General features: G+C 68.5%; 24 protein-coding genes. 12 read left to right on the forward strand and 12 right to left on the reverse strand.

Annotated features, from left to right (window positions below; genetic code table 11):
* Positions 1-71: 71 nt before the first annotated feature.
* Positions 72-398: a hypothetical protein gene (locus tag G6N31_RS14215; RefSeq protein WP_098003828.1), complete on the forward strand. Its 327-nt coding sequence runs from the start codon at positions 72-74 to the stop codon at positions 396-398.
* Positions 399-402: 4 nt separating this feature from the next.
* Here G6N31_RS14215 and G6N31_RS14220 read toward each other — a convergent pair whose 3' ends face one another.
* Together G6N31_RS14220 and G6N31_RS27445 are read right to left on the reverse strand one after the other, a co-directional pair.
* The gene (locus G6N31_RS14220; protein ID WP_133117692.1) at positions 403-2,814 is read right to left on the reverse strand and encodes a putative bifunctional diguanylate cyclase/phosphodiesterase; all 2,412 of its coding nucleotides are present in this window, start codon (positions 2,812-2,814) and stop codon (positions 403-405) included.
* Positions 2,815-3,010: 196 nt separating this feature from the next.
* A complete protein-coding gene (locus G6N31_RS27445; protein ID WP_234815328.1) occupies positions 3,011-3,139 on the reverse strand; it encodes an ANTAR domain-containing protein in 129 nt (42 codons plus the stop codon).
* A 168-nt stretch (positions 3,140-3,307) separates the two neighbouring features.
* Between G6N31_RS27445 and G6N31_RS14230 the strand changes: the two genes are divergently transcribed.
* On the forward strand, positions 3,308-5,110 hold the full coding sequence (locus G6N31_RS14230) for an acetyl-CoA carboxylase biotin carboxylase subunit (RefSeq protein WP_098003825.1): 1,803 nt from the start codon (positions 3,308-3,310) through the stop codon (positions 5,108-5,110).
* 311 nt (positions 5,111-5,421) lie between these two features.
* Positions 5,422-5,736 (forward strand): hypothetical protein, encoded by a 315-nt coding sequence (locus tag G6N31_RS14235; protein ID WP_098003824.1) that lies wholly within the window; start codon positions 5,422-5,424, stop codon positions 5,734-5,736.
* 76 nt (positions 5,737-5,812) lie between these two features.
* Here G6N31_RS14235 and G6N31_RS14240 read toward each other — a convergent pair whose 3' ends face one another.
* Together G6N31_RS14240 and G6N31_RS14245 are read right to left on the reverse strand one after the other, a co-directional pair.
* Positions 5,813-6,055, reverse strand: a complete 243-nt coding sequence (locus G6N31_RS14240; RefSeq protein ID WP_098003823.1) for a hypothetical protein — start codon at positions 6,053-6,055, stop codon at positions 5,813-5,815.
* 120 nt (positions 6,056-6,175) lie between these two features.
* A complete protein-coding gene (locus G6N31_RS14245; protein WP_234815327.1) occupies positions 6,176-6,739 on the reverse strand; it encodes a nucleotidyltransferase family protein in 564 nt (187 codons plus the stop codon).
* A 230-nt stretch (positions 6,740-6,969) separates the two neighbouring features.
* Between G6N31_RS14245 and G6N31_RS14250 the strand changes: the two genes are divergently transcribed.
* Positions 6,970-7,395 (forward strand): STAS domain-containing protein, encoded by a 426-nt coding sequence (locus G6N31_RS14250; protein WP_098003822.1) that lies wholly within the window; start codon positions 6,970-6,972, stop codon positions 7,393-7,395.
* Here G6N31_RS14250 and G6N31_RS14255 read toward each other — a convergent pair.
* Both G6N31_RS14255 and G6N31_RS14260 read right to left on the reverse strand, forming a co-directional pair.
* Entirely contained in the window at positions 7,366-8,091 is a 726-nt protein-coding gene (locus G6N31_RS14255) for an RNA polymerase sigma factor SigF (RefSeq protein WP_276058154.1), read from the reverse strand. The two genes, G6N31_RS14250 and G6N31_RS14255, sit on opposite strands and share 30 nt — an antisense overlap.
* A 59-nt stretch (positions 8,092-8,150) precedes the next feature.
* On the reverse strand, positions 8,151-8,582 hold the full coding sequence (locus G6N31_RS14260) for an ATP-binding protein (RefSeq protein WP_098003820.1): 432 nt from the start codon (positions 8,580-8,582) through the stop codon (positions 8,151-8,153).
* 118 nt (positions 8,583-8,700) lie between these two features.
* On the opposite strand from G6N31_RS14260, the gene G6N31_RS27040 reads away from it, so the two are divergent.
* Both G6N31_RS27040 and mbp1 read left to right on the forward strand, forming a co-directional pair.
* Positions 8,701-8,847, forward strand: a complete 147-nt coding sequence (locus G6N31_RS27040) for a hypothetical protein (RefSeq protein WP_165776246.1) — start codon at positions 8,701-8,703, stop codon at positions 8,845-8,847.
* Between the two features lie 214 nt (positions 8,848-9,061).
* Entirely contained in the window at positions 9,062-9,301 is a 240-nt protein-coding gene (gene mbp1 / locus G6N31_RS14265) for a microaggregate-binding protein 1 (RefSeq protein ID WP_098003819.1), read from the forward strand.
* A gap of 51 nt (positions 9,302-9,352) precedes the next feature.
* On the opposite strand, the gene G6N31_RS14270 is transcribed toward mbp1, so the two are convergent.
* Positions 9,353-9,643, reverse strand: a complete 291-nt coding sequence (locus tag G6N31_RS14270) for a hypothetical protein (RefSeq protein ID WP_234815326.1) — start codon at positions 9,641-9,643, stop codon at positions 9,353-9,355.
* A 160-nt stretch (positions 9,644-9,803) separates the two neighbouring features.
* Between G6N31_RS14270 and G6N31_RS14275 the strand changes: the two genes are divergently transcribed.
* The 3 genes from G6N31_RS14275 to G6N31_RS14285 are packed head-to-tail and all read left to right on the forward strand — an operon-like array spanning position 9,804 to position 12,521.
* Complete coding sequence (locus G6N31_RS14275; protein ID WP_234815325.1) at positions 9,804-10,337, forward strand: restriction endonuclease; 534 nt, start codon at positions 9,804-9,806, stop codon at positions 10,335-10,337.
* Positions 10,338-10,344: 7 nt separating this feature from the next.
* Positions 10,345-11,151 carry an SDR family oxidoreductase gene (locus tag G6N31_RS14280; RefSeq protein ID WP_098003817.1) on the forward strand — a complete coding sequence of 269 codons (807 nt, stop codon included), beginning with the start codon at positions 10,345-10,347 and terminating at the stop codon, positions 11,149-11,151.
* Positions 11,152-11,201: 50 nt separating this feature from the next.
* Complete coding sequence (locus G6N31_RS14285; RefSeq protein WP_098003816.1) at positions 11,202-12,521, forward strand: amidohydrolase family protein; 1,320 nt, start codon at positions 11,202-11,204, stop codon at positions 12,519-12,521.
* A 10-nt stretch (positions 12,522-12,531) separates the two neighbouring features.
* Here G6N31_RS14285 and G6N31_RS14290 read toward each other — a convergent pair whose 3' ends face one another.
* The 5 genes from G6N31_RS14290 to G6N31_RS14310 all read right to left on the reverse strand — a co-directional run bounded on the left by G6N31_RS14290 (position 12,532) and on the right by G6N31_RS14310 (position 17,456).
* Positions 12,532-13,710, reverse strand: a complete 1,179-nt coding sequence (locus G6N31_RS14290) for a thiolase family protein (protein WP_098003815.1) — start codon at positions 13,708-13,710, stop codon at positions 12,532-12,534.
* Positions 13,710-14,141: a Zn-ribbon domain-containing OB-fold protein gene (locus G6N31_RS14295; protein ID WP_098003814.1), complete on the reverse strand. Its 432-nt coding sequence runs from the start codon at positions 14,139-14,141 to the stop codon at positions 13,710-13,712. The genes G6N31_RS14290 and G6N31_RS14295 overlap by 1 nt, the downstream gene beginning before the upstream one ends.
* Positions 14,134-15,555 carry an aromatic ring-hydroxylating oxygenase subunit alpha gene (locus G6N31_RS14300; RefSeq protein WP_098003813.1) on the reverse strand — a complete coding sequence of 474 codons (1,422 nt, stop codon included), beginning with the start codon at positions 15,553-15,555 and terminating at the stop codon, positions 14,134-14,136. The genes G6N31_RS14295 and G6N31_RS14300 overlap by 8 nt, the downstream gene beginning before the upstream one ends.
* 20 nt (positions 15,556-15,575) lie before the next feature.
* Entirely contained in the window at positions 15,576-16,481 is a 906-nt protein-coding gene (locus G6N31_RS14305) for an SDR family NAD(P)-dependent oxidoreductase (RefSeq protein WP_098003862.1), read from the reverse strand.
* Positions 16,482-16,568: 87 nt separating this feature from the next.
* Positions 16,569-17,456 carry an enoyl-CoA hydratase/isomerase family protein gene (locus tag G6N31_RS14310; RefSeq protein WP_098003861.1) on the reverse strand — a complete coding sequence of 296 codons (888 nt, stop codon included), beginning with the start codon at positions 17,454-17,456 and terminating at the stop codon, positions 16,569-16,571.
* An 86-nt stretch (positions 17,457-17,542) separates the two neighbouring features.
* Between G6N31_RS14310 and G6N31_RS14315 the strand changes: the two genes are divergently transcribed.
* Genes G6N31_RS14315 through G6N31_RS14325 form a run of 3 tightly spaced genes read left to right on the forward strand, consistent with a single transcriptional unit; the run spans position 17,543 to position 20,197 of the window.
* Positions 17,543-17,968, forward strand: a complete 426-nt coding sequence (locus G6N31_RS14315; protein ID WP_098003812.1) for an SRPBCC family protein — start codon at positions 17,543-17,545, stop codon at positions 17,966-17,968.
* Complete coding sequence (locus G6N31_RS14320) at positions 17,965-19,158, forward strand: acyl-CoA dehydrogenase family protein (protein WP_098003811.1); 1,194 nt, start codon at positions 17,965-17,967, stop codon at positions 19,156-19,158. Before G6N31_RS14315 ends, G6N31_RS14320 begins: the two co-directional genes overlap by 4 nt.
* Entirely contained in the window at positions 19,148-20,197 is a 1,050-nt protein-coding gene (locus tag G6N31_RS14325) for an acyl-CoA dehydrogenase family protein (protein ID WP_098003810.1), read from the forward strand. The genes G6N31_RS14320 and G6N31_RS14325 overlap by 11 nt, the downstream gene beginning before the upstream one ends.
* The last annotated feature ends 1 nt before the right edge of the window (position 20,198 follow it).

Below are 20,198 nucleotides of genomic sequence, written 5' to 3' on the forward strand. Positions count from 1 at the left end.
CGGGTAGGGTCGCCATTGTCCGGGGGGCCCGACGCCATCCATGACCGACGACGTTCAGGAGACACTGACTTATGGCCGAACTCAACGCGATTCGCATCGGCAAGAAGCTCGGCATGGGAAGTGTGATTGCGCTGGCCGCATTCGGCACGGTGGCCGCGCTCGGCGTCGCCTCCGCGCACGCTGACGAGATCCGTCCGACCCCGGGCGTCCAGAGTGGCCAGGCCGACTCGATCGGCATCATCAAGGGCGACGCCACCTACGGTGACGTGCGCGGCGCCGACATCGGTGAAGTCCACGCCCACGGCGACGTCCGCGATTCGATGATTGCCGTCCCCGGCCGCACCAAGGGCAAGAAGTGGCGTTACGGCACCTGGGGCATGCCCAACAGCTTCCGCTAAACGGCTAACGAGCTCGCCTGCGGGCGCGCGGTGACATCAGCCGCGCCAGCCGCTGCCGCGGTGACCCTGCGGCGGACCGCATACCGCTGCGCTCGTCCTGCGCGACGAGCAGGCGCAGCAGTTCTGCCGCGTCGACCGGCGGGCTGAAATGGTGGCCCTGCACGACGTCGCAGCCGAACGATTCCAGCGCTGCGACGGCGTCGGACGTCTCGACGCCCTCGGCAACCGTGATCAGGCCCAACGTGTGCGACAGGTCGATGACCGCGCGCACGATGGCCGCGGCGTCGGCGTCGTCGGTGACCGAGGCGATGAAAGATCGGTCCAGCTTGACCTCGTCGATCGGCAGGTCCCGCAGATAGGACAGCGCCGAATAGCCGGTACCGAAGTCGTCGATCGCGATGGCGACCCCGAGGGTCCAAATCTGGTCGAGGACGGCACGCGCCTGCTCCAGATGGCCCAGCATGAACTCCTCGGTGATCTCGACCGCGAGCAGTGCGGCGGGCACCTGGTGGCGGGCCAGCGTCTCGGTGATGCGCTCCGGCAGCCCGCGGTCGGTGACGAACGGTGCCGGCAGGTTCACCGACACCGGCAGCGGGTGACCCTCGGCGCTCCACCGCCCGACGTCGGTCAGGGCGCGGTCGATGACGAACTCGGTCATCGCGTCCATCAGGCTGTGGTGACGGGCCAGCGGCAGGAACTGGTCGGGGTAGAGCATCCCGAGCCTCGGATGCGGCCAGCGCACCAGCGCTTCCGCCCCGCAGATCTCCCGCGTCGGCAGGGCCACCTTCGGTTGGTAGTGCACCGTCAGCTCACCGCGCTCGATCGCGCGGCGCAGCTGCGCCAGCATCTCCATGTTCGCCCGCGTCGTGCTCTGCCCGGTCTGATCGGCGGCGTAGACCAGCACACCGGCGCGAGACTGCTTGGCCCGGTACATCGCGATGTCGGCGTGGCGCAACAGCGTCGTGAGCTCGCGGCCGTGCTCGGCGGCCACCGCGATCCCGACGCTGGCGTCCGTGCGGATCTCCACCCCGTCGAGCTCGAATCCTTCCTGAAGTACGGCGATCAGCGTCGACGCCAGCGCCACGGCGGCGTCCACCCGGGCCTCGGGCAGCAGCACCACGAACTCGTCGCCGCCCAGCCGGCCCACCACGGCGGTGTCCTCGACCGAGGCAGCCAGCCGCGACGCCACCATCCGCAGCAGTTCGTCACCAGCGGCGTGCCCCAGCGAGTCGTTCACGTCTTTGAAGTGGTCGAGGTCGAAAAGCAGGAGGGCGCAATGGAATCCGCTGTCGTCGGTGCATCGTTCGGCCAGCACCTGGGACGCCCGTTCGTAGAATCCGCGGCGGTTCAGCAGCCCGGTCAACTCGTCGGTGCGTGCCTCGCGGGCGCGGACACCGGCAGACCGGGCTTCGAAGAACGCCACCGCCAGCCGGGCCAGCGCGGCCAGCAGCGTGGCCACCGCCAACCACCGGGCAGCCGGGGTGATCGAGATGTAGCCGGCCGCGGCCAGCACGCCGATAGCCGCGCACGCCGCCAACAGCGGTGCCGCCAGCGGCGCCCACGTGGGCGGCGGACGCTGGTGCAACGAGCGCGACGGGAACCCCGGAGCCACCGCGATCAGCAGAGCCGCGAGCACCCAGCTGCCGTCGAGCAGTCCACCCGGCTGATAGTCGCCGCGCGCCAGCCGCATCACGAACAGCGAGTTCGTCGCCGCGAACACCACCAGTCCGGCGGCCAACCACCACATCGCCGGGGGCACCCGCCACCGCAGCGAAGACAGCGAGAACACCACCAGTGCCAGCAGCACAAGATCGGCGATCGGGTAGACGAGCGTCGCCGCTGCCCGGGTGAAGTCGGGACCCAGATACGCCAGCAGTTGCGGCACGACGAGCGCCGCGCCGACGGTGGCCGTTCCCAGCCCCACCACCACCCCGTCGAAGACCCGCCCCAGCGGCACCCGCCGCATCCGCGGCCGGGTCAGCAGGATCAGACCCAGGCAACCGCATGGGTAGAACGCCAGCCACAGCCCCGCCCAGACCGACGGCGTGGGCAACACCGTCGTCGGCTGCACGAACCACAGGTAGTAGATGTTGGCCGCTCCGGACGACAGCAGGCCGGCCGCGATGATCCGCCACGCCATCCGATCGGGTGACGTCGCCGGCGTCCGCACGACGCACAGGACGGTGGCCGCCACCCAGGCGAGGTTCTGGCCGATGCCGTCCAACCACCAGGAGTAGCCGGGCTGGGGCCGCACACCGGGCAGCGTGGTCACCAGATATGCCGCGATGATGACCAGCAGCCCGAGCTGCACCGCCGGGTGGCGCGCGCTCCGGAGTCTCCTGGCAACACGCAACAGCCGACTCGTCGCCGGCTTCAGTTCAGTCGACGCGTCACCGACTGGGGCGACGGCGCTCACCCGTGACCGATCGTGTGGCAGATTGCACTGATCGCGTCAGCGGGATTGCCAGCCTGGAAACTCTCATGACAATCGGGCCTTCTTCACACAGCCGAGCTGTGCCTATCTGGTGAATCTGGCCGTAGCGTAAGCGAGCACGACATAACCCGGCACATGTTTGCTGAATTTTGCTTGATTAGAAAACTGCCGGTGGCGCTCAGTCATCCTCTTCGCGGGGGTGATCCGTTTCGATCAGCAGGCGCGCGACGTCGACGAGCGTGGTGTTCGATTCCTGCGAAAGCCGCTTGAGCAGTTCGAAAGCCTGCACCGCGTCGACGGTGATCAATGCGACTCGGTGCGCCTCGCCGCCAGGGCGTACCCCGAGGGCCACGACACCCAACGGAGTTACTCGCCGGTAAGGGACCGGCTCGCCGACACCCGGCTTCGTGCGCATAAACTGCCCCGGGATACATTCTTAAAGACGCTCTTAGAGAACACGCCATCAGGAGGCTCAGTGGCCAGTCACGCCAGCTCAAAGATCTCCAAGGTGCTCGTCGCCAACCGCGGGGAGATCGCCGTCCGGGTGATCCGAGCAGCCAAGGACGCCGGACTCGAGAGTGTCGCGGTCTACGCCGAACCCGACGCCGACGCACCCCACGTCCGCCTGGCCGACGAGGCCTACGCACTGGGCGGCCAGACCTCCGCCGAGTCCTACCTGGTCTTCGAGAAGCTGCTCGACGCCGCGAAGAAATCCGGCGCCAATGCGGTGCACCCCGGCTACGGCTTCTTGAGCGAGAACGCCGACTTCGCCCAGGCCGTGCTCGACGCCGGGCTGATCTGGATCGGGCCCAGCCCGCAGTCCATCCGCGACCTCGGCGACAAGGTCACCGCCCGCCACATCGCCGCCCGCGCCGACGCGCCGCTGGTGCCCGGCACCCCGGATCCGGTCAAGGACGCCAACGAGGTCGTCGAGTTCGCCAAGGAGTACGGCGTACCGGTGGCCATCAAGGCCGCGTTCGGCGGCGGCGGCCGCGGCATGAAGGTCGCGCGCACCATCGAGGAGATCCCCGAGCTGTTCGACTCGGCCACCCGCGAGGCCGTCGCCGCGTTCGGTCGCGGCGAGTGCTTCGTCGAGCGCTACCTCGACAAGCCGCGCCACGTCGAGGCACAGGTGATCGCCGACATGCACGGCAACGTCGTCGTCGCCGGCACCCGCGACTGCTCGCTGCAGCGCCGCTTCCAGAAGCTGGTCGAGGAGGCGCCCGCGCCGTTCCTGACCGACGCGCAGCGCAAGGAGATCCACGAGTCGGCCAAGCGCATCTGCAAGGAAGCCGGCTACTACGGCGCCGGCACCGTGGAGTACCTGGTCGGCCAGGACGGCCTGATCAGCTTCCTCGAGGTCAACACCCGCCTGCAGGTGGAGCATCCGGTCACCGAGGAGACCTCCGGCATCGACCTGGTGCGCCAGCAGTTCAAGATCGCCAACGGTGAGCCGCTGGACATCACCGAGGACCCGACCCCGCGCGGACACTCCATCGAGTTCCGCATCAACGGCGAGGACGCCGGCCGCGGCTTCCTGCCCGCCCCCGGTCCGGTCACCCGCTACGACATCCCCACCGGCCCGGGAGTGCGCCTGGACTCCGGTGTCGAGGCCGGCTCGGTCATCGGCGGCCAGTTCGACTCGATGCTGTCCAAGCTGATCGTCACCGGCGCCACCCGCGACGAGGCGCTGCAGCGCTCCCGCCGCGCGCTGGCCGAATTCCACGTCGAGGGCCTGGCGACGGTCATCCCGTTCCACCGCGCCGTGGTCTCCGACTCGGCGTTCATCGGCGACGGCACCAAGTTCGACGTGCACACCCGCTGGATCGAAACCGAGTGGGACAACACCATCGAGCCGTTCACCGGCGGCGACCCGATCGAGGAAGAAGACACCATCCCCCGCCAGACCGTGGTGGTCGAGGTCGGAGGCCGTCGGCTCGAGGTGTCGCTGCCCGGTGACCTCGCGCTCGGCAACGGCGGTGGCGGCGCGCCCCACGGCGCGATCCGCAAGAAGCCCAAGCCGCGCAAGCGCGGCGGCGCCGGCGGCGCGGCCGCGTCCGGCGACTCGGTCACCGCGCCGATGCAGGGCACCGTGGTCAAGGTCGCCGTCGAGGAGGGCCAGACCGTCGCCGCCGGAGACCTGGTGGTGGTGCTCGAAGCGATGAAGATGGAGAACCCGGTCACCGCCCACAAGGACGGCGTGGTCACCGGGCTGGCCGTCGAGCCCGGCGCCGCGATCACCCAGGGCACCGTGGTCTGCGAACTCAAGAGCGAATAGCCCGGTTTACCTACGAAACCCGCACCCTCGGAGGCCCCGAGCGTGCGGGTTTCGTCGTTTAGCTGAGTGGCGGGCGCCGCCGTCGCATACGCGACCCCTGGTAGCGGAATGTGGTTTTCCGGAAATGTCTTCACAGGCCCACGACCTGGGTATACATTCTGCTCATCGCGATGTTTCCGTTTGCCGGGTGCGACGGCGGCGTCAATAATACCGAGGGGTGGAACGGCCCCGCTTCGGTAGCTCCGGCCCCGAAGCGGGGCCGATCCCTTTGCATGGCGCGCTGATCCCGTAGACGTGGCAAGCTCGCGTGCGTGGAACCCGTCGAGATCAATGCCGGCTCCTGGTACCTGCGTGCGCTGCGCGCCGACGACCGTGTCGATGACCGACCCGCGCTGGCCGACCTCGGCGAACACTCCCCCGGCCACGTCGACGACGCCGCGGCACAGTGGGAGTCCGAGACCCGGTTCACCTGGGCGGTGTGCGAGCCCACCACCGGGGAACTGCTCGCCGAGGTCGCCCTGGACCCGGCCAGCCGCGACGTCACGGTGCGTTGCCGCCCCGGCTGCGACGAAGCCGGACAGACCGGCGCGGAGGCGGTGCGCCGCTTCGCTGCGGCCATGCTGTGAACACGGGTGACGGCTCTGCAAAAGGCAGAGGTCACGAGCCCTGGAGTGCTCGTGACCTCTGCAGATATGGGTGGCTTCAACGGCTCTGGTGCACGGTGGTGTCGACGTGCGGAGCCGAAGCCATCGTAGGCCAGTAGTACATCCCGAACCGCGGATATGCCATTACCTGCCGGGCGTGCGTGTCGGGGGTGGCGGTGATGCCGCCGTGGCCGTCGCTGGAGACCGAGGCGCCGGCCGGGCCGGCCATTCCGAGGGTCACGCCGGCAAGGATCCCGGCCGAGACCAGCGGTGCGGCGATCAGGCGCTTGATGCGGTTCATGGTCGTCTCCTTCTGTCGCTTACTGCGTTGAGACAACTCTCTCCGACCTGCGGCGATGCGCATATCGGGTGATTAGATGATGATCCGGTGGAATCGTCGTTCCCCCGATCGGAGGACACGTCACGGTTCGTCGACGTCTTCTCCAGAGGCGAGATCCGCGCAGTCGACGGCGACGACGTCGGCTCGCGATCGCAGGAACGCCCCGGCGCCGGTGTCCCCGTGCAACGTGTCGAGCAGGGCGGGCCAGTGGCGGCGCGCGAGGACGACCGGATGGCCGGGCCGGCCGCCGTAGACCGCGCGCGCCAGGCCGGCCTCCGATGACCGGGCCGCCTGCAGTGCCCGGCGGACGACGGCGGCGTCGACGTCGGGAGTGTCGACAGTGGTGAGGACGGCGAACTCGGCCCACCCCGGCGCGGCCGCCAGCCCAGCGCGAACCGAATTGCTCAGTCCCCCAGCCCAATCCGGGGCGATGACGGCGCGGGCCGGGGCGGGCACATCGACCATCACTGCCCCCAGTACGACGACGACGTCGTCGCATCCACCGCCCGAGAGCGCCGCGACCCCGGCGCGCAACCAGGCACCGCCCTCGGCCTGCACCTTCGGCATGCCGTACCGGGTCCCGGCACCGGCGGCCAGCAGCACCCCGGCAGCCGAGAATCCCTCCCGGCCAACGTTTTTCATCATCCGCAGCGCAGGGTCACTGACGCGCGCGTCAACGTGTTCCTGAGAATTGTGAACATCTGCTCAGAATTATTGTCCAAGATCACCCAACCGGCGTAGGGTTCGAGACACGGGTTGAACTTGACAGCCTTCCAGACGTCATCGAACGCGGACCGCCACGGCAGGTTCGCGCACGGCTTTTAGACCCAGGGCCCCTTGGCGTGAAACCACAGCAATCGACTGATGGAGTCACCATGCCTTCCACCGCCCCCGAAATTTCCACCGACCAGCTGACCTGCAACGCCGCTCTCTTCGAGCGGCAGCGGCCGCAACCGTCGACCGCGGTGGTGTCCGCGCGCGGCGAGCTTGACGCAGCCAACTGTGACGAGTTCGTCGACTTCACACTGCGCGACGGCGAGCACACGCACTGGCTGGTCGTCGACCTGACCGGGCTCAGCTTCTTCGCCACCGCCGGATTCTCGGCGCTGCAGCGGCTCAATGTGCGCTGCGCCGGTGAGGACATCCGCTGGGCGCTGGTGCCCAGCCTGGCCGTCGACCGGTTGCTGCGGATCTGCGATCCGGACTCGACGCTGCCGATCTGCATCGACGTCACCACCGCGCTGACCGCGGTGCACGGCGATCCGCCTCGGCTACTCGAGCTGATCCCGGAGCCGCGCTAGCGACTTCGCCAGCAGCCGCGAGACGTGCATCTGTGAGATGCCGACCCGCTCGGCGATCTGCGTCTGCGTCATCGACTCGAAGAACCGCAGCACCAGCACGGTGCGCTCGCGCTCGGGCAGCGCCTCCAGCAGCGGCCGCAGCGCTTCCCGGTTCTCGATCTGGTCCAGGCTCATGTCGACGTCGCCGAGCGTGTCGGCGATCGCCGGGGCGTCTTCGTTGCCGCTGCCGCCACCGCTGTCGATCGACAGCGTGTTGTAGGAACTGCCGGCGACCAGGCCCTCGATGACCTCGTCGCGGTCCATCTCCAGCTCGGCGGCCAACTCGGTGGCCGTCGGCGCGCGCCCCAGCCGCTGCGACAGCTCGGCCGTCGCCGCGCCCAGCCGCAGGTGCAGCTCCTTGAGCCGGCGCGGCACCTTGACCGACCAGCTGTTGTCGCGGAAGTGGCGGCGGACCTCGCCCATGATTGTCGGCACCGCGAAGGACACGAAGTCCGAGCCGGCGGTGACGTCGAACCGGATCACCGCGTTGACCAGGCCCACCCGGGCGACCTGCACCAAGTCGTCGCGCGGTTCGCCGCGGCCGTCGAAGCGGCGGGCGATGTGGTCGGCCAGCGGCAGGCAGCGCTCCACGATGCGGTCTCGCTGCCGCTGGAAGGTAGCGGAGCCTTCCTCAAGGTTGGCCAGCGCGCGGAACATCTCCGCGACGTCGGCATACTCAGAGCTCGGTCGTGACGAGCCCTTCGACGACGAGCGCGTCACTGCAACGAACTCGCTCGCCTCGTCGTCATGGATATCCCGAACACCTGGCCCGCCGGCGATTGCCCATTGGAGAAGGTGGTGACGTCGTCGGTCAGCGAGCTCAGCACGTGCCAGCTGAAGCTGCCCGGGGCGAGGATGTCGGGGTTGTCGCACGTAGTAGAGGCGTGCACCAGCAGCGCGTCGGGCTGCGGATCGACGACCAACAGCAGCGTCGAGTCGGGCACCGCGGACCGGATCAGCCGAGTACAGGCCTCGTCGACGGCCAGCCGCAGGTCGGCGACGGCGTCGAAGTCGAGGTCCTCGAAGGTGCCCATCGCGGCGACCAGCGTGCGCAACACCGCCAGATTCTCGAGCGTGGCGGCGACACGGAGTTCGACCGACTGCGCCCCGTAGCGCAGTCCTTCACCGTGGCTCGCGTCTTCGGCCATTGGACCTCCCGGAAACGTCGAAGCGAGACTACCCCAGCGTGCAGCCCCGTTATTCATGGGTGCTTCGGGCATCTGTGGACAGAGTTAGGCGGCTCCCCCGCTCGGGTAACCGCCCGCCATGAGTGACACCGAACCTGCCGACACCCGAAAGCGCCCGCTGCGCCGCATCCTGGTCGTGTCCGCGATCGTGCTCGGGGTGCTGATCCTGCTCGGCGTGGGGATCTACGCCGCCGCGTTCCTGATCCTGGCGCCGATGATGCAGTAGCAGCCCTGGGCCCGCTTCTGGACTTCTCATGGTCCGGCTCTGATACCCCGGTGCGAGCAGGGCCCAAACCCCACCTGAAATGTGTTGTTGATCAGTGACGTTCAGCTGAGACGGGCGTCACTCGTTTAGCTCTTCGGCGCCCTGGGAAGCCTCTTGGCATCCGGTCTTGGAAGTCCGGAGATCGATTACTGACACCACACCGGAAGGTAGCGCGATGAGCGACGATAACAAGAGCGGTCCCGAAGAAGGCATCAAGGGCGTCGTCGAGGACGTGAAGGGCAAGGCCAAGGAAGGCATTGGCACCGTCACCGGCCGTGACGACATGGTCCGCGAGGGCAAGGCCCAGCAGGACAAGGCCGACGCGCAGCAGGACGCCGCGAAGAAGGAAGCCGAGGCCGAGTCGGCCCGCGGCGGCGCCAAGGCTGCTGAGGAGCGCCAGAAGTCCGAGCAGTAAAACTTTCGATGCAATGAGCCCGGTCGGTTCGCCGACCGGGCTCATTGCTGTTCAGGACAGGTAGCCGGGCAGATTGGGCGCTGCGGTGAGCACCATCAGGGCCAGCAACCAAGCCGCCGAGACCACCCAGGCGATATGGTCACGCCGGGCCCGCATACTGCGCGCCCACGCATAGAGTCCCCCGATGAGCAGGATGGCCGGCGCCCCGACGGCCAGCAGTGCGCGCTGCGGCGCCCCGCACGCCAACGGGTCGACGGTCGAACCGGTGCAGGTGCCCATCCAGACCGCGGCGAGCACGAAAAAGCCGATCCCGGCTGCGGTGAAGCCCGCCGTGACCCGCACCGCCACACCCCGGTGCGGACGGGTCCTGGAATGGGACGGGTTGGCCAACATCTGCACATTCCCTTTTGTTCGCGGCTCAAGAGCCCCCCGGCTCAGCGCAGCGGGGATTCCCGCTGCGTGGCGGCGTGAAACGTCGGAGGCGGGGTTTACGCTTCGCGCCGTGGTCTGGAAGCTCTACGCGGTGTTGGCGGTGGCGGCAGGCCTGACCGCGTATCTGACCGGGCTCGGTCCCGGCTGGAGCGTTCTGATCGCGCTGACGGTCCCTCTGGTGCCGCGTTTCCTGATCGGCGTCTTCTCCGGAGCGGCCACCTCGTCGCCGCGGGAGGACCCCGCGATGTCGGCGATGTCGGGCACCGAGTTCGAGGACTATGTCGCGCGTATCGCCCGCTCCTGCGGGGTGCCGGTGATCATGACGTCGTTGACCGGCGACTGGGGCGTCGACCTCATCGTCGGGCACCGCCCGCACCGGCTCGCCGTGCAATGCAAGCGGCTCTCCCGACCCGTCGGCGCCGCCGCGGTACAGGAGGTCGTCGCCGGGGCGCCGATGCAGGACTGCACCCGAACGATGGTCGTCACCAACCACGAATTCACCCCCGCGGCACGCACACTGGCCGAGCGGCACGGCTGCGAGCTGGTCGCCGGAGCCGATCTGCCGCGGTTGCGGTCGATCATCCGGCGACTGACTGCGCAATGATGGGCGCATGGATCTGAACGGCACCACGGCGATCGTCACCGGCGGCGGCTCCGGCATCGGGGCCGCACTGGCCGCGGAACTGGCCGCCCGGGGGGCGCGCGTGGTCGTCGGCGACCTGATCGGGGCTTCCGATGTCGCGGCCGACGTGGTGCGGGGCGGCGGGCAGGCGGTCGGGGTGCGCGCCGACGCCGCCGAGGTGGCCGGCATCGAGGACATGATCCGGACCGCCGAGTCGGAGTTCGGGCCGGTCGACGTCTATGTCGCCAACGCCGGGGTGATGGGCGTGCCCGGGCTCGGCGCCGACGCGGACTGGGACGTCATTCTCGATGTGAACCTGCGCGCGCACATCCGTGCGGCGCGGCTGCTGGTACCTGGCTGGCAGGCCCGCGGATCGGGCTACTTCGTGTCGGTGGCCTCAGCCGCGGGGCTGCTGACCCAGCTGGGCGCGGCCGGGTACGCGGTCAGCAAGCACGCCGCGGTCGGGTTCGCCGAGTGGCTGGCCGTCACCTACGGCGACGACGGCATCGGTGTCAGCCTGGTCTGCCCGCTGGGGGTGGAAACACCGCTGCTGCAGGCGATCCGCGGGGTCGACGATCCCGACGCGCGGGTGGGTGCGTCGGCAATCGAGGCGTCGGCGCCGGTGATCAGCGCCGCCGAGGTCGCGCGGGTCACGGCCGACGCGGTGCAGGCCGGCCGGTTCCTGGTGCTGCCGCACCCCGAACTGCTGGACATGTACCGGCACAAGGGCTCCGATTACGACCGCTGGATCTCCGGGATGCGGCGCTATCAGCGCATGCTGCGCGCCGACGGCTGAACATTCGCACATCCACTGTTCTATCGTTGAGGGCGAGTGAAAGGCTGGCCATGACGATAGACCCGACGAACTTGGTGCTGATCAGCGTCGACGACCACACCGTGGAACCCCCGGACATGTTCGAGGGCCGCGTACCCGCCCGCTACCGCGACGAAGCGCCCCGCATCGTCGAGGACATCGACGGTTCGGTCTGCTGGGTCTACGACGGCATGCGCCTGCCCAATATCGGCCTCAACGCCGTCGCCGGCCGACCCAACGACGAGTGGGGCTTCGAACCCTCGCGATTCGAGGACATGCGCCGGGGCTGTTACGACGTCGACGCCCGCGTCGACGACATGAACGCCGCCGGAGTGCTGGCCTCGGTGTGTTTCCCGTCCTTCCCGACGATCTCGGGCGCACTGTTCACCTTCCGGGGTGAACATGATGTATCGGCGGTGATGGTCCGCGCCTACAACGACTGGCACGTCGAGGACTGGTGCGGCCGGCACCCCGACCGCTTCATCCCGATGGGGATACTCCCGCTCTGGGATCCGGCCGCGTCCGCGGCCGAGGTGCGGCGCTTGGCGGCCCTGGGTTGCCGCGCGGTGACCGTGCCCCAGCACGTCGCGAACTACGGGCAGCCACCCTGGCAGGACCCGCACTGGGATCTGCTGTGGGAGGCGGTCTGCGAGAACAACACGGTGGTGAACATCCATATCGGCACCGGCGGCGGGGTACCTGTACCGTCCGATCAGACCAGCTACCTCGCGTACAACTCGATGCTGGCACTGGACACCGGTCGTTTCACCGCCGATCTGCTGTTCTCGCGCGTGGTCCGGGACTTTCCGACCATCAAGTTCGCGCTCTCCGAAGGCGGCATCGGGTGGATCCCGTTCCTGCTGGAGCGCTTCGAGGACGTCTACTCACGTCAACGCGCCTGGACCGGTGACGATCTCGGCGCCGGCCGCACCCCCACCGAGGTGTTCCGCCGCAACTTCCTGTCCTGCTTCATCCGCGACCGGGTGGGGATCGAGAACCGGCACCGCATCGGCGTCGAAACCATCTGCTGGGAAATGGATTACCCGCACTCGGACAGCAGCTGGCCGGACGCGCCCGAACAACTGGCCGCCGAACTCGAGGGCTGCGCCGACGACGAGATCGAGGCCATCTGTTGGCGCAACGCCGCCGCCGCGTTCGGTTACGAGGGGGTGGATCGGCGAGGACGGCAGGACTGCACCGTTGCCGCGCTTCGCGCCCTGACCGCGGGCATGGACCTGTCCACTCCGAAAGTGGACACCCACCGGATCCCCAAACCCGGTACGACAGCGATCACCTACGGCGAGATGAAGGCCCGCATGGCCACCATCATGACCGGCGGGAAGAGCAGCTGAGGCAGCACGCTCAACTGCGCCGCAACAGCATCATCGTGGTGCCGCTGTTGGCTCCGCCGACGCCGCACGCGACCAGACCGGCCTCGTCCACCTGACGGTCGCCGCCCTCGCCCCGGACCTGCACGCACGCCTCGTGCAAATGACCGAAACCGTGCAGCCGCCCCCCGGAGAGTTGTCCGCCGGCGGTGTTGATCGGCAACTCGCCGCCGAGTGAGAACCGGGCGGGGTCGGCCACCCAGTCCCCCGACTCACCGTATCCGCAGAACCCGAAATCTTCGAGGAAACACAACACGAAAACACTGAAACCGTCGTACAGCGAGGCGCAGTCGACGTCATCGGCGGTGAAGTCGGTACGGTCCCAGATCGTCGACCACCGCGAGTTCAGCCGCGCGATGTCCTCGCCGCCCTCCCACAGGAACCGGTCGTGGTGGGCGCAGTCGAGCGCCTCCACCGCCACCCCCGGATGATCGAGCGCGACGGCGTGCTCGGCGCGCGACACCACGAACGCGGTGGCGCCGTCGCACGCGATGTCGCAGTCGTACATGCACAGCGGATCCGACACCATCCGGGCGTCGAGGTATCCCTGCAGACCGAGCGGCTCGGTGTAGATCGCCCGCGGGTTGAGCGCGGCGTGGCGGCGTTGCACGATCGCCACCTGCGCCAGCTGCTCACGGGTCAGACCGAACCGATGCATGCGTGAACGAATCTGCAGCGCAGCCAAATTGGCAGCCGATACCCCGTAGGGCAGCTGCCATCCGAGCTGGCCGGCCGCGCGACTGCCCGCCCCGACGCCGTACCCGCGCCGCCGGTCCGCGCCCTGCGCGGTGCCCTCCCAGATGCTGCGCCAGCACAACACGTGGTTGGCCAACCCGGACGCGACGGCCAGCATCGCGTCGACGACCGCCCCCAGCTGACCCGGGTACTCGACCCCGCCGGCCACCCAGTTGGGCCGGATACCGAGCGCGTCGTGGATATCGCGCACACCGGCACCGGAGAAGCCCTTGCCCGCCATGGACGCACCGGGATAGGTGGTCAGCCCGTCGATGTCGGCGAGGGTGAGTCCGGCGTCGGCGACCGCGGCGGTGCAGGCGTCGACCGTGAGCTGCAGCGGATCACGGCCCAGCCGCCGACCGATGTCGGACTGCCCGATGCCGCTGATGATCACCCCGTCGGTGAGCGAGCCTGCCATCAGCGGTCCGGGGTGAACAGCGGCAGGTGCACGGCGTCATCGATGCCGTCGTCACCCACCTCGAACGTGACCCGCACCGGCATCCCGACGAAGACCTCCCCGGGGGTGACCTCCACCAGGTTCGTCAGCACCCGAACACTTGGGTCCTCCACCGGGTTGACGAACGCGATCACATACGGGGTGGGGATGCCCGGGAAGAACGGGTGGTGGTTGACCGTCCACGATTCGACGACTCCGCGGCCGGACAACACAATCCACTCGGGCACCGCGTGGTCGTACTGGCAGCGCATCGTGGGCGGGTGGATGAGGCGTTCACAGGCGGGACACCGCTGCAGCGACCACACCCCGTCGGCGCCTGACGTCCAGTAGTGCCGGTTGAGGGCGGTGAGCGCCGGCAGTGGCCGACTGGGCGATGACGACTGGTCACCCATCGCCGGCGGCGCCCTGGCCGTCGTCCACGCCGAAGAGGAACCGGTCGGCGATGGCGTGGGCGTTGCGAATCGACATCTCCTGCGCGGTGTTCAGCCACAGCCCGTCGAAGCCACGCGAGTGCATCCCGGCGTGGATGGCGTCGATGTTGCGCAGATCCTGGGTGGGCAGTTCACCCCACCCGTCGTGGTCCTGCCAGCGCTCCACCTCCAGCCAACTGGTTTCCGGTACCTCGCCCGGAGCGAAGTGCTCGAGGGAGAACATCTCGAAGACACAGCGATTCGGATTCTCGGCGTCGGGCAGCACCCGGTAGCCCAGCACGCAAGACTTCTCCACCAGAAGCACCAGCGTCGGGAAGACGTGCCAGTCGCCGTTGCCGGCGAAGTACTGCTCCATCGTCATCTTCGGGAAGTCGACGCCTTCGGCGAGCGCCAACTCCTCGCACATCTGGTGGTACAGCACGAACGGGGGAATGTCGCTGGGCTCCATCGTGGCCAGCCGGCGCGCCGCGCGGTAATCACGTTCGGTGACCAGCGATCCCACCTCGAGGTAGTTGTACTGCATCGAGTTGGCGAAGACCTCGGGCCGGGCGGCTTGGGCCTTGCGGGCGGCGTCGCGGTCACCGCTGTCCGGGCGCGCGGTGTAGATGAAGCGGGAGTGATTGCGGTACCGCAATGTCGGCGTGTACGGCGCGTAAACGAACTCCTGCGGCGCGGCCGGCTCGGCGGGCGGCCGCGGGCCCTGCGCGGCCCGCAACGTCTGCGGATGGGTCCCCGGCGTGTGGTACCCCTCGATGAACGCGTCGATGACGGTCTTGTAGTTGGCGTTCAACGGCGTGCGCTTCCGCCAGCGGAATCGCATGTCGTGCAGCCGGAATGGTTCCAGCGCACTCGGCAGCGGGTCCAGCCATTCGAGCAGGTCCGGCGGATTGTCGGCCATGCTCACGAAGATCCATCCGCCCCACGAGCCGACCGCGACCGGACGCAACGACCACTGGTCGCGAGGCCGGTCGAGAAACTCGTCGCGCGAGGGGACGAACGACGACCGACCGTCCAGCGCGAAGCGCCAGCCGTGGAACTGACACCGCAGGTCACCGCCGGCGGCGCACCCCGAGCCCCGAACCACCTTCATCCCCCGGTGCGTGCACGCGTTGTAGAACGCCTTGACGCTGCGGTCCTTCTGGCGAACCACCATGATGGACTGGCGGCCGATGACGTACTCGTAGAAGCTGCCGGGTGCGGGCAGCTCCTCTTCCCGGCACGCCGGCTGCCACACCTGGGTGAACAGCCGGTCGAGCTCCAGCCGCAGGAACTCCGGGTCGACATAGCGCGACTTGGGGACGAACGTCTCGCCGCACGCGTACCGCGGCGGCACGGTGCCCGACCGCGACTGGGCGGAATCCTCGATGACGGTCATCGCGCAACCCTTCCTGCTGCTCAGCCGGCCGGCGGCTTGTCGAAGATGTTGGGGTACAGCACTGCTTCCTTGAACGAGGTCTCGATCTCGGCGAATGCCGTCGGGATATCCCAGGTGCCCGACGCGGACACGATCTCGCGCTCCACCACCGGGTTGGACATCAGGCTGATGCGGCCGTTGCCGGCGAAGATGACCCTGCGGTTGAGCCATTCGGATTGCTCGCTGGCCAGATACACCACCGGCGGCACCACGTTCTGCGGGGACAGTCGGGCATTCTGCGCCGAGTAGTCCATGCTGCCGCCGCCTTTGATGCCCTGGGTCATCCGGGTGCCGGCGATCGGCGCGATGGCGTTGCTGCGCACCCCGTACCCCTTGAGCGCATTGGCGCAGGAGAAGGTCAGTCCGACGATTCCCATCTTGGCGGCGGCGTAGTTGGGTTGGCTCGGTGCGCCCTGCAATCCCGACATCGACGTGAAATTGATCAGCCGGTACTGACCGCCCCGGTTCTCCCGCCACCACGCAGCAGCGTGCCGGGTCAGGTTGAACGTCCCTTTCAGATGGACGGCGACCACCGCGTCGAAGTCGGCCTCGCTCATCTTGAACACCATGCCGTCGCGCAGGATGCCGGCGGCGTTGACCATGATGTCGAATCCACCCAGGGTGGCGGCGGTCCTGCTGATCAGGTCTTCGCAGGCGGCGAAATCGGTGATGTCGGTGGTGTCGGAGAAGGCTTTGCCACCGCGGTCGTTGATGCCGGCCGCCACACTCTGGGCAGGACCGGCGTCGCGGCCGCTGCCCTCGACGGACACCCCCGCATCCGACACCATGACCGCCGCGCCCTCGGCCGCCAGACCCTCGGCCACAGCGGCACCGATTCCGCGGCCGCCGCCGGTGACCAACGCGGTCCGGCCGTCAAGTACACCCATCATCTCTCCTCGCCGACATCACACCTCTACAGAACATAGTGACACAGACTGTTTAGTTGTCGATAGCGTGGCCAGTGGTTGCGGCGCTCATTCGAAACCCCACTCGGCATAGCGGCGTTGCAGCTCAGCCATGGCCTCGCGACCACCCCGGACACCGCGCTCCTTCATGAAGTTGAACTCATCCTCACGCCAGGCCAGATTGCTGAACACCGTGTGGCCCATCGGAACCCAGTCCGCGAACTGCGCCATGCCGACGGCATTCCAGAACGTGATCAGTGCGTGTTTGCCGACCATCAGGCCGTCGGCCGAATGGTGGGCGATGGCGCGCGCATACCGCATCGCCTCGTCGCGAAGTTCGTCGGCCGGCACCACCGACGCGGCCACTCCCCATTCCTTGAGTTCGGCGGCAGCCACCTTGCGGCCGGTGATCATGGCCTCGTAGCCCCGATTCGGACCGAATTTGAGCAGGGCCAGCGGCATCGCGGTGGAGAACCCGGCGAACCCGATCCGGGCCTGCGGTCGGGCCAGATACATGTCCTCGGTGACGACGAGGATGTCAGCGGCCAGCGCCAGATTCATCCCCGCGCCGATGGTGGCGCCCTGACAGGCGGCGATGACCGTCTTGGGAAACTCAAGCCAGTTGGTCAGATGCCGGTGCAACCGCCGGGCATTGCCCATCCTCGCTGTCTGCGGAAGGCGTTTGCCCTTCGTCAGCCCGGCCTGCTCGACCGGTAGCCGCCGGACATCGTCGCCGCTGCAGAAGTCCTTGCCGGCCGCGGCCAGGACAACGACCTTGATGTCGTCGTCGTCCTCAGCCCGATCGAGACGCTCCTTGAACAGCGTGTGCATGTCGGGCGAGAGAATCGCGTTGCGTCGGTCGGGCCGGTTGATCGTGATGACCGCGATGTGCGGTTCGACGACCTCATAGCGCACCCAGTCCTCGTCGACCGCGAACTCGTCCGACGCCTCACCCACGATGCTGGCCTCTCGTCGCCGCTCACCCCATCTGAACACTAGAACACTAGACGATTATTTGTTCAGCCGACTGCTAAAGTCTGTTCATGCCGCACATCGCTGTCTCCAAGGAGGTCGGCGCGCCGGCCTGGCGCATCTGGGAGCTGCTGGCCGACTTCGCCGACGTCAGCTGGATCCCCGTCGCCGGTCAGGTGGACATCGACGGAGACGGGATCGGCATGCGCCGGTCGATCCATGGGACCGGCGACCAACCGGTCGTCGAAACGCTCACCCATGTGGACAAGCGGCGCAGGGAGCTCGGTTACACCGTGGCGGGCAGCCCACTTCCGGTCGACCGGTTCGAGGCGCTGGTCACGGTCCGGGAAGGGGAACACCCCCACGACTCGGTGCTGGCGTGGCACGTCGATTTCGACCCGCAGGGGCCGCAGGAGGCGGCGCAGCAGGCGATCGAAGCGGTGTACACGATGATGGCCGGTTGGCTGGCCGACGCGGCGACGCAGGATCGACCGTGACCGACCGCGACTACGGAGTGCCGTTGACGGCACCCGATCGTGCGTTCCGCGACGAGGTGCAGCGGTTCCTCGCGTCGGCACTGACCTCCGACATCGGCCCGAGTGCGGGCACCGAGGCCGACCGGCTGGACCGGATGAGACGCTGGCAGCGCAGACTTCACCAGGCCGGACTGGCAGCGATCTCGTGGCCCGAGGAATACGGCGGTCGCAGCGCCACCCCGGTCCAGCAGTTGATCTTCACCGCCGAGATGGCGGCCGCGCGCGCTCCCGAGCCGATCAACCGCAGCGCCATCAACCAACTCGGGCCGACGATCATCCAGTGGGGCACTCCCGAACAGCGGGCGCACTATCTGCCCCGCATCCTGTCGGGCGAGGATGTCTGGTGTCAGGGTTTCAGCGAACCGGACGCCGGCAGCGATCTGGCCTCGTTGACCACCCGGGCGGTGATCGACGGTGACGAGTTGGTGATCACCGGACAGAAGATCTGGACGTCGAAGGCGCACTACGCCAATCGGATCTACCTGTTGGCCCGCACCGACCCCGGGGCCGCCCCGCGCGAGGGCATCAGCTACCTGTTGGCCGATCTCTCGACGCCGGGGATCGAGGTGCGTCCGATCCGTCAGATCTCCGGCGACGCGGAGTTCAGCGAGGTGTTCTTCGACGGCGCCCGGGTACCCATCAACAACGTGCTGGGTCCGCTGCACGAGGGCTGGCGGGTGGCCAAGTCGACGCTCGGGTATGAGCGGGTCGGACAGAGCCGTACCCACCGCATCGAGCGAAGGCTTGACATCCTGGTCCGGATGGCCGGTGAGCCGAATGCGCTCAGCGATCGAGGATTCCAGGACTCCTACGTCGCCGATCACCTGGTGCGGTTCGCCGCTCAGGTGGAAGCACTTCGCCAGATCGCCGCCCAGGCCACGGCGGCCGGGGTGCGCGGCGTCAGTCCCGGACCCGAAGCATCGATGGCCAAGTTGCTGACCTCCGAACTCGACCAGGCAATGGCCAACTTCGGCCTGGACCTGGCGGGGATGCCCGGCGCGCTGGAACGCGGCTCGCCCTCGGCGATCAAGGGCGGCAATGTGGCCAAGAGCTACCTGGTCATGCGTGCCGCCACCTTCGGGGCCGGGACATCGGAGATCCAACGCAACGTCATCGCCGAACGACTTCTGGGGCTGCCGCGTGACCCGTGAACCGTCACTGACCGATATCGCCGACGCCACAGCGCAATTGGACGAGCTGGCCGCAACGGTGCGGCGCATCGTCAATCAGGCCTGGAGTGTGGGACACACCCGTGCGTTGCTCGACAGCCCCGCACCGGCCTTCGACGAAAACCTGTGGGCCACGCTGGTCGGGATGGGATGGCCTGACGTGCTGGTAGCGGAGTCCGCGGGCGGCGGTGGCGGCAGCATCCGCGAGCTGTGCGTGCTCACCGAGGCGACCGGCACCGTCGCCGCGCCCGTGCCGCTGGCCGCCGCGGCCGCCGCTCACTGGTGCGAGCAGCGCGGTGGCGACGACATCGCGGTGCTGCTCGACGATATCGGCGCCACCATGTCCGAGGGCAGGGTCGACGGCCACTGGCCGCTGGTGCCGTACGGGGCGGTGACCGACCGTCTGGTGATCCTCGCCGACCGCCACGGCGAGCCAGTCCTCGGCACCGTCGACGCCACCGGCGGCGGTGTGAAACGCCAGACCGAACGGCCGCTCGACCACAGTCCGGCGGCGAACATCACCCTTGACGGGGCGCCGCTATGCGACATCGCCACGGGCGCTGACGCGGTGGCGCGGCACCGCGACGCGGTGGCCCGGGCGCGGCTGGCCACCGTGGCCGAGCTGATCGGGACCGCCTCGGCCGCCCACGAGGCCGCGGTGGCATACGCGAAGATGCGGGTCACGTTCGGTCGCCCCATCGGCGCCCGGCAGGCCATCAAACACCGCCTGGTCGAACAGCGTTCGGTCATCGAGGTCGCACGCGCACTGGTCCATCGCGCCGCCGACGCGCTCGAGCTGCGGCATCCCGACGCCGAGTCTCTGGTGTCACTGGCGGTGTTCTGGGCGATCGACACACTGCGTGGGGTCCCCGAGGGCGCCACACAGGTGTTCGGTGGCATCGCCTACACCTGGGAGCACGACGCCCATGTGCACCTGCGCCGGGCCGCCACGCTGGTGACGATCCTGGGCACCCGCGCCCAGCACCGCAGCGTGGTGGCCGACTGGCTGCAGTCCCGTTGAT

The sequence above is a fragment of the Mycolicibacterium duvalii genome, assembly GCF_010726645.1.
In the GTDB taxonomy this organism is placed as follows: Bacteria; Actinomycetota; Actinomycetes; order Mycobacteriales; family Mycobacteriaceae; genus Mycobacterium; species Mycobacterium duvalii.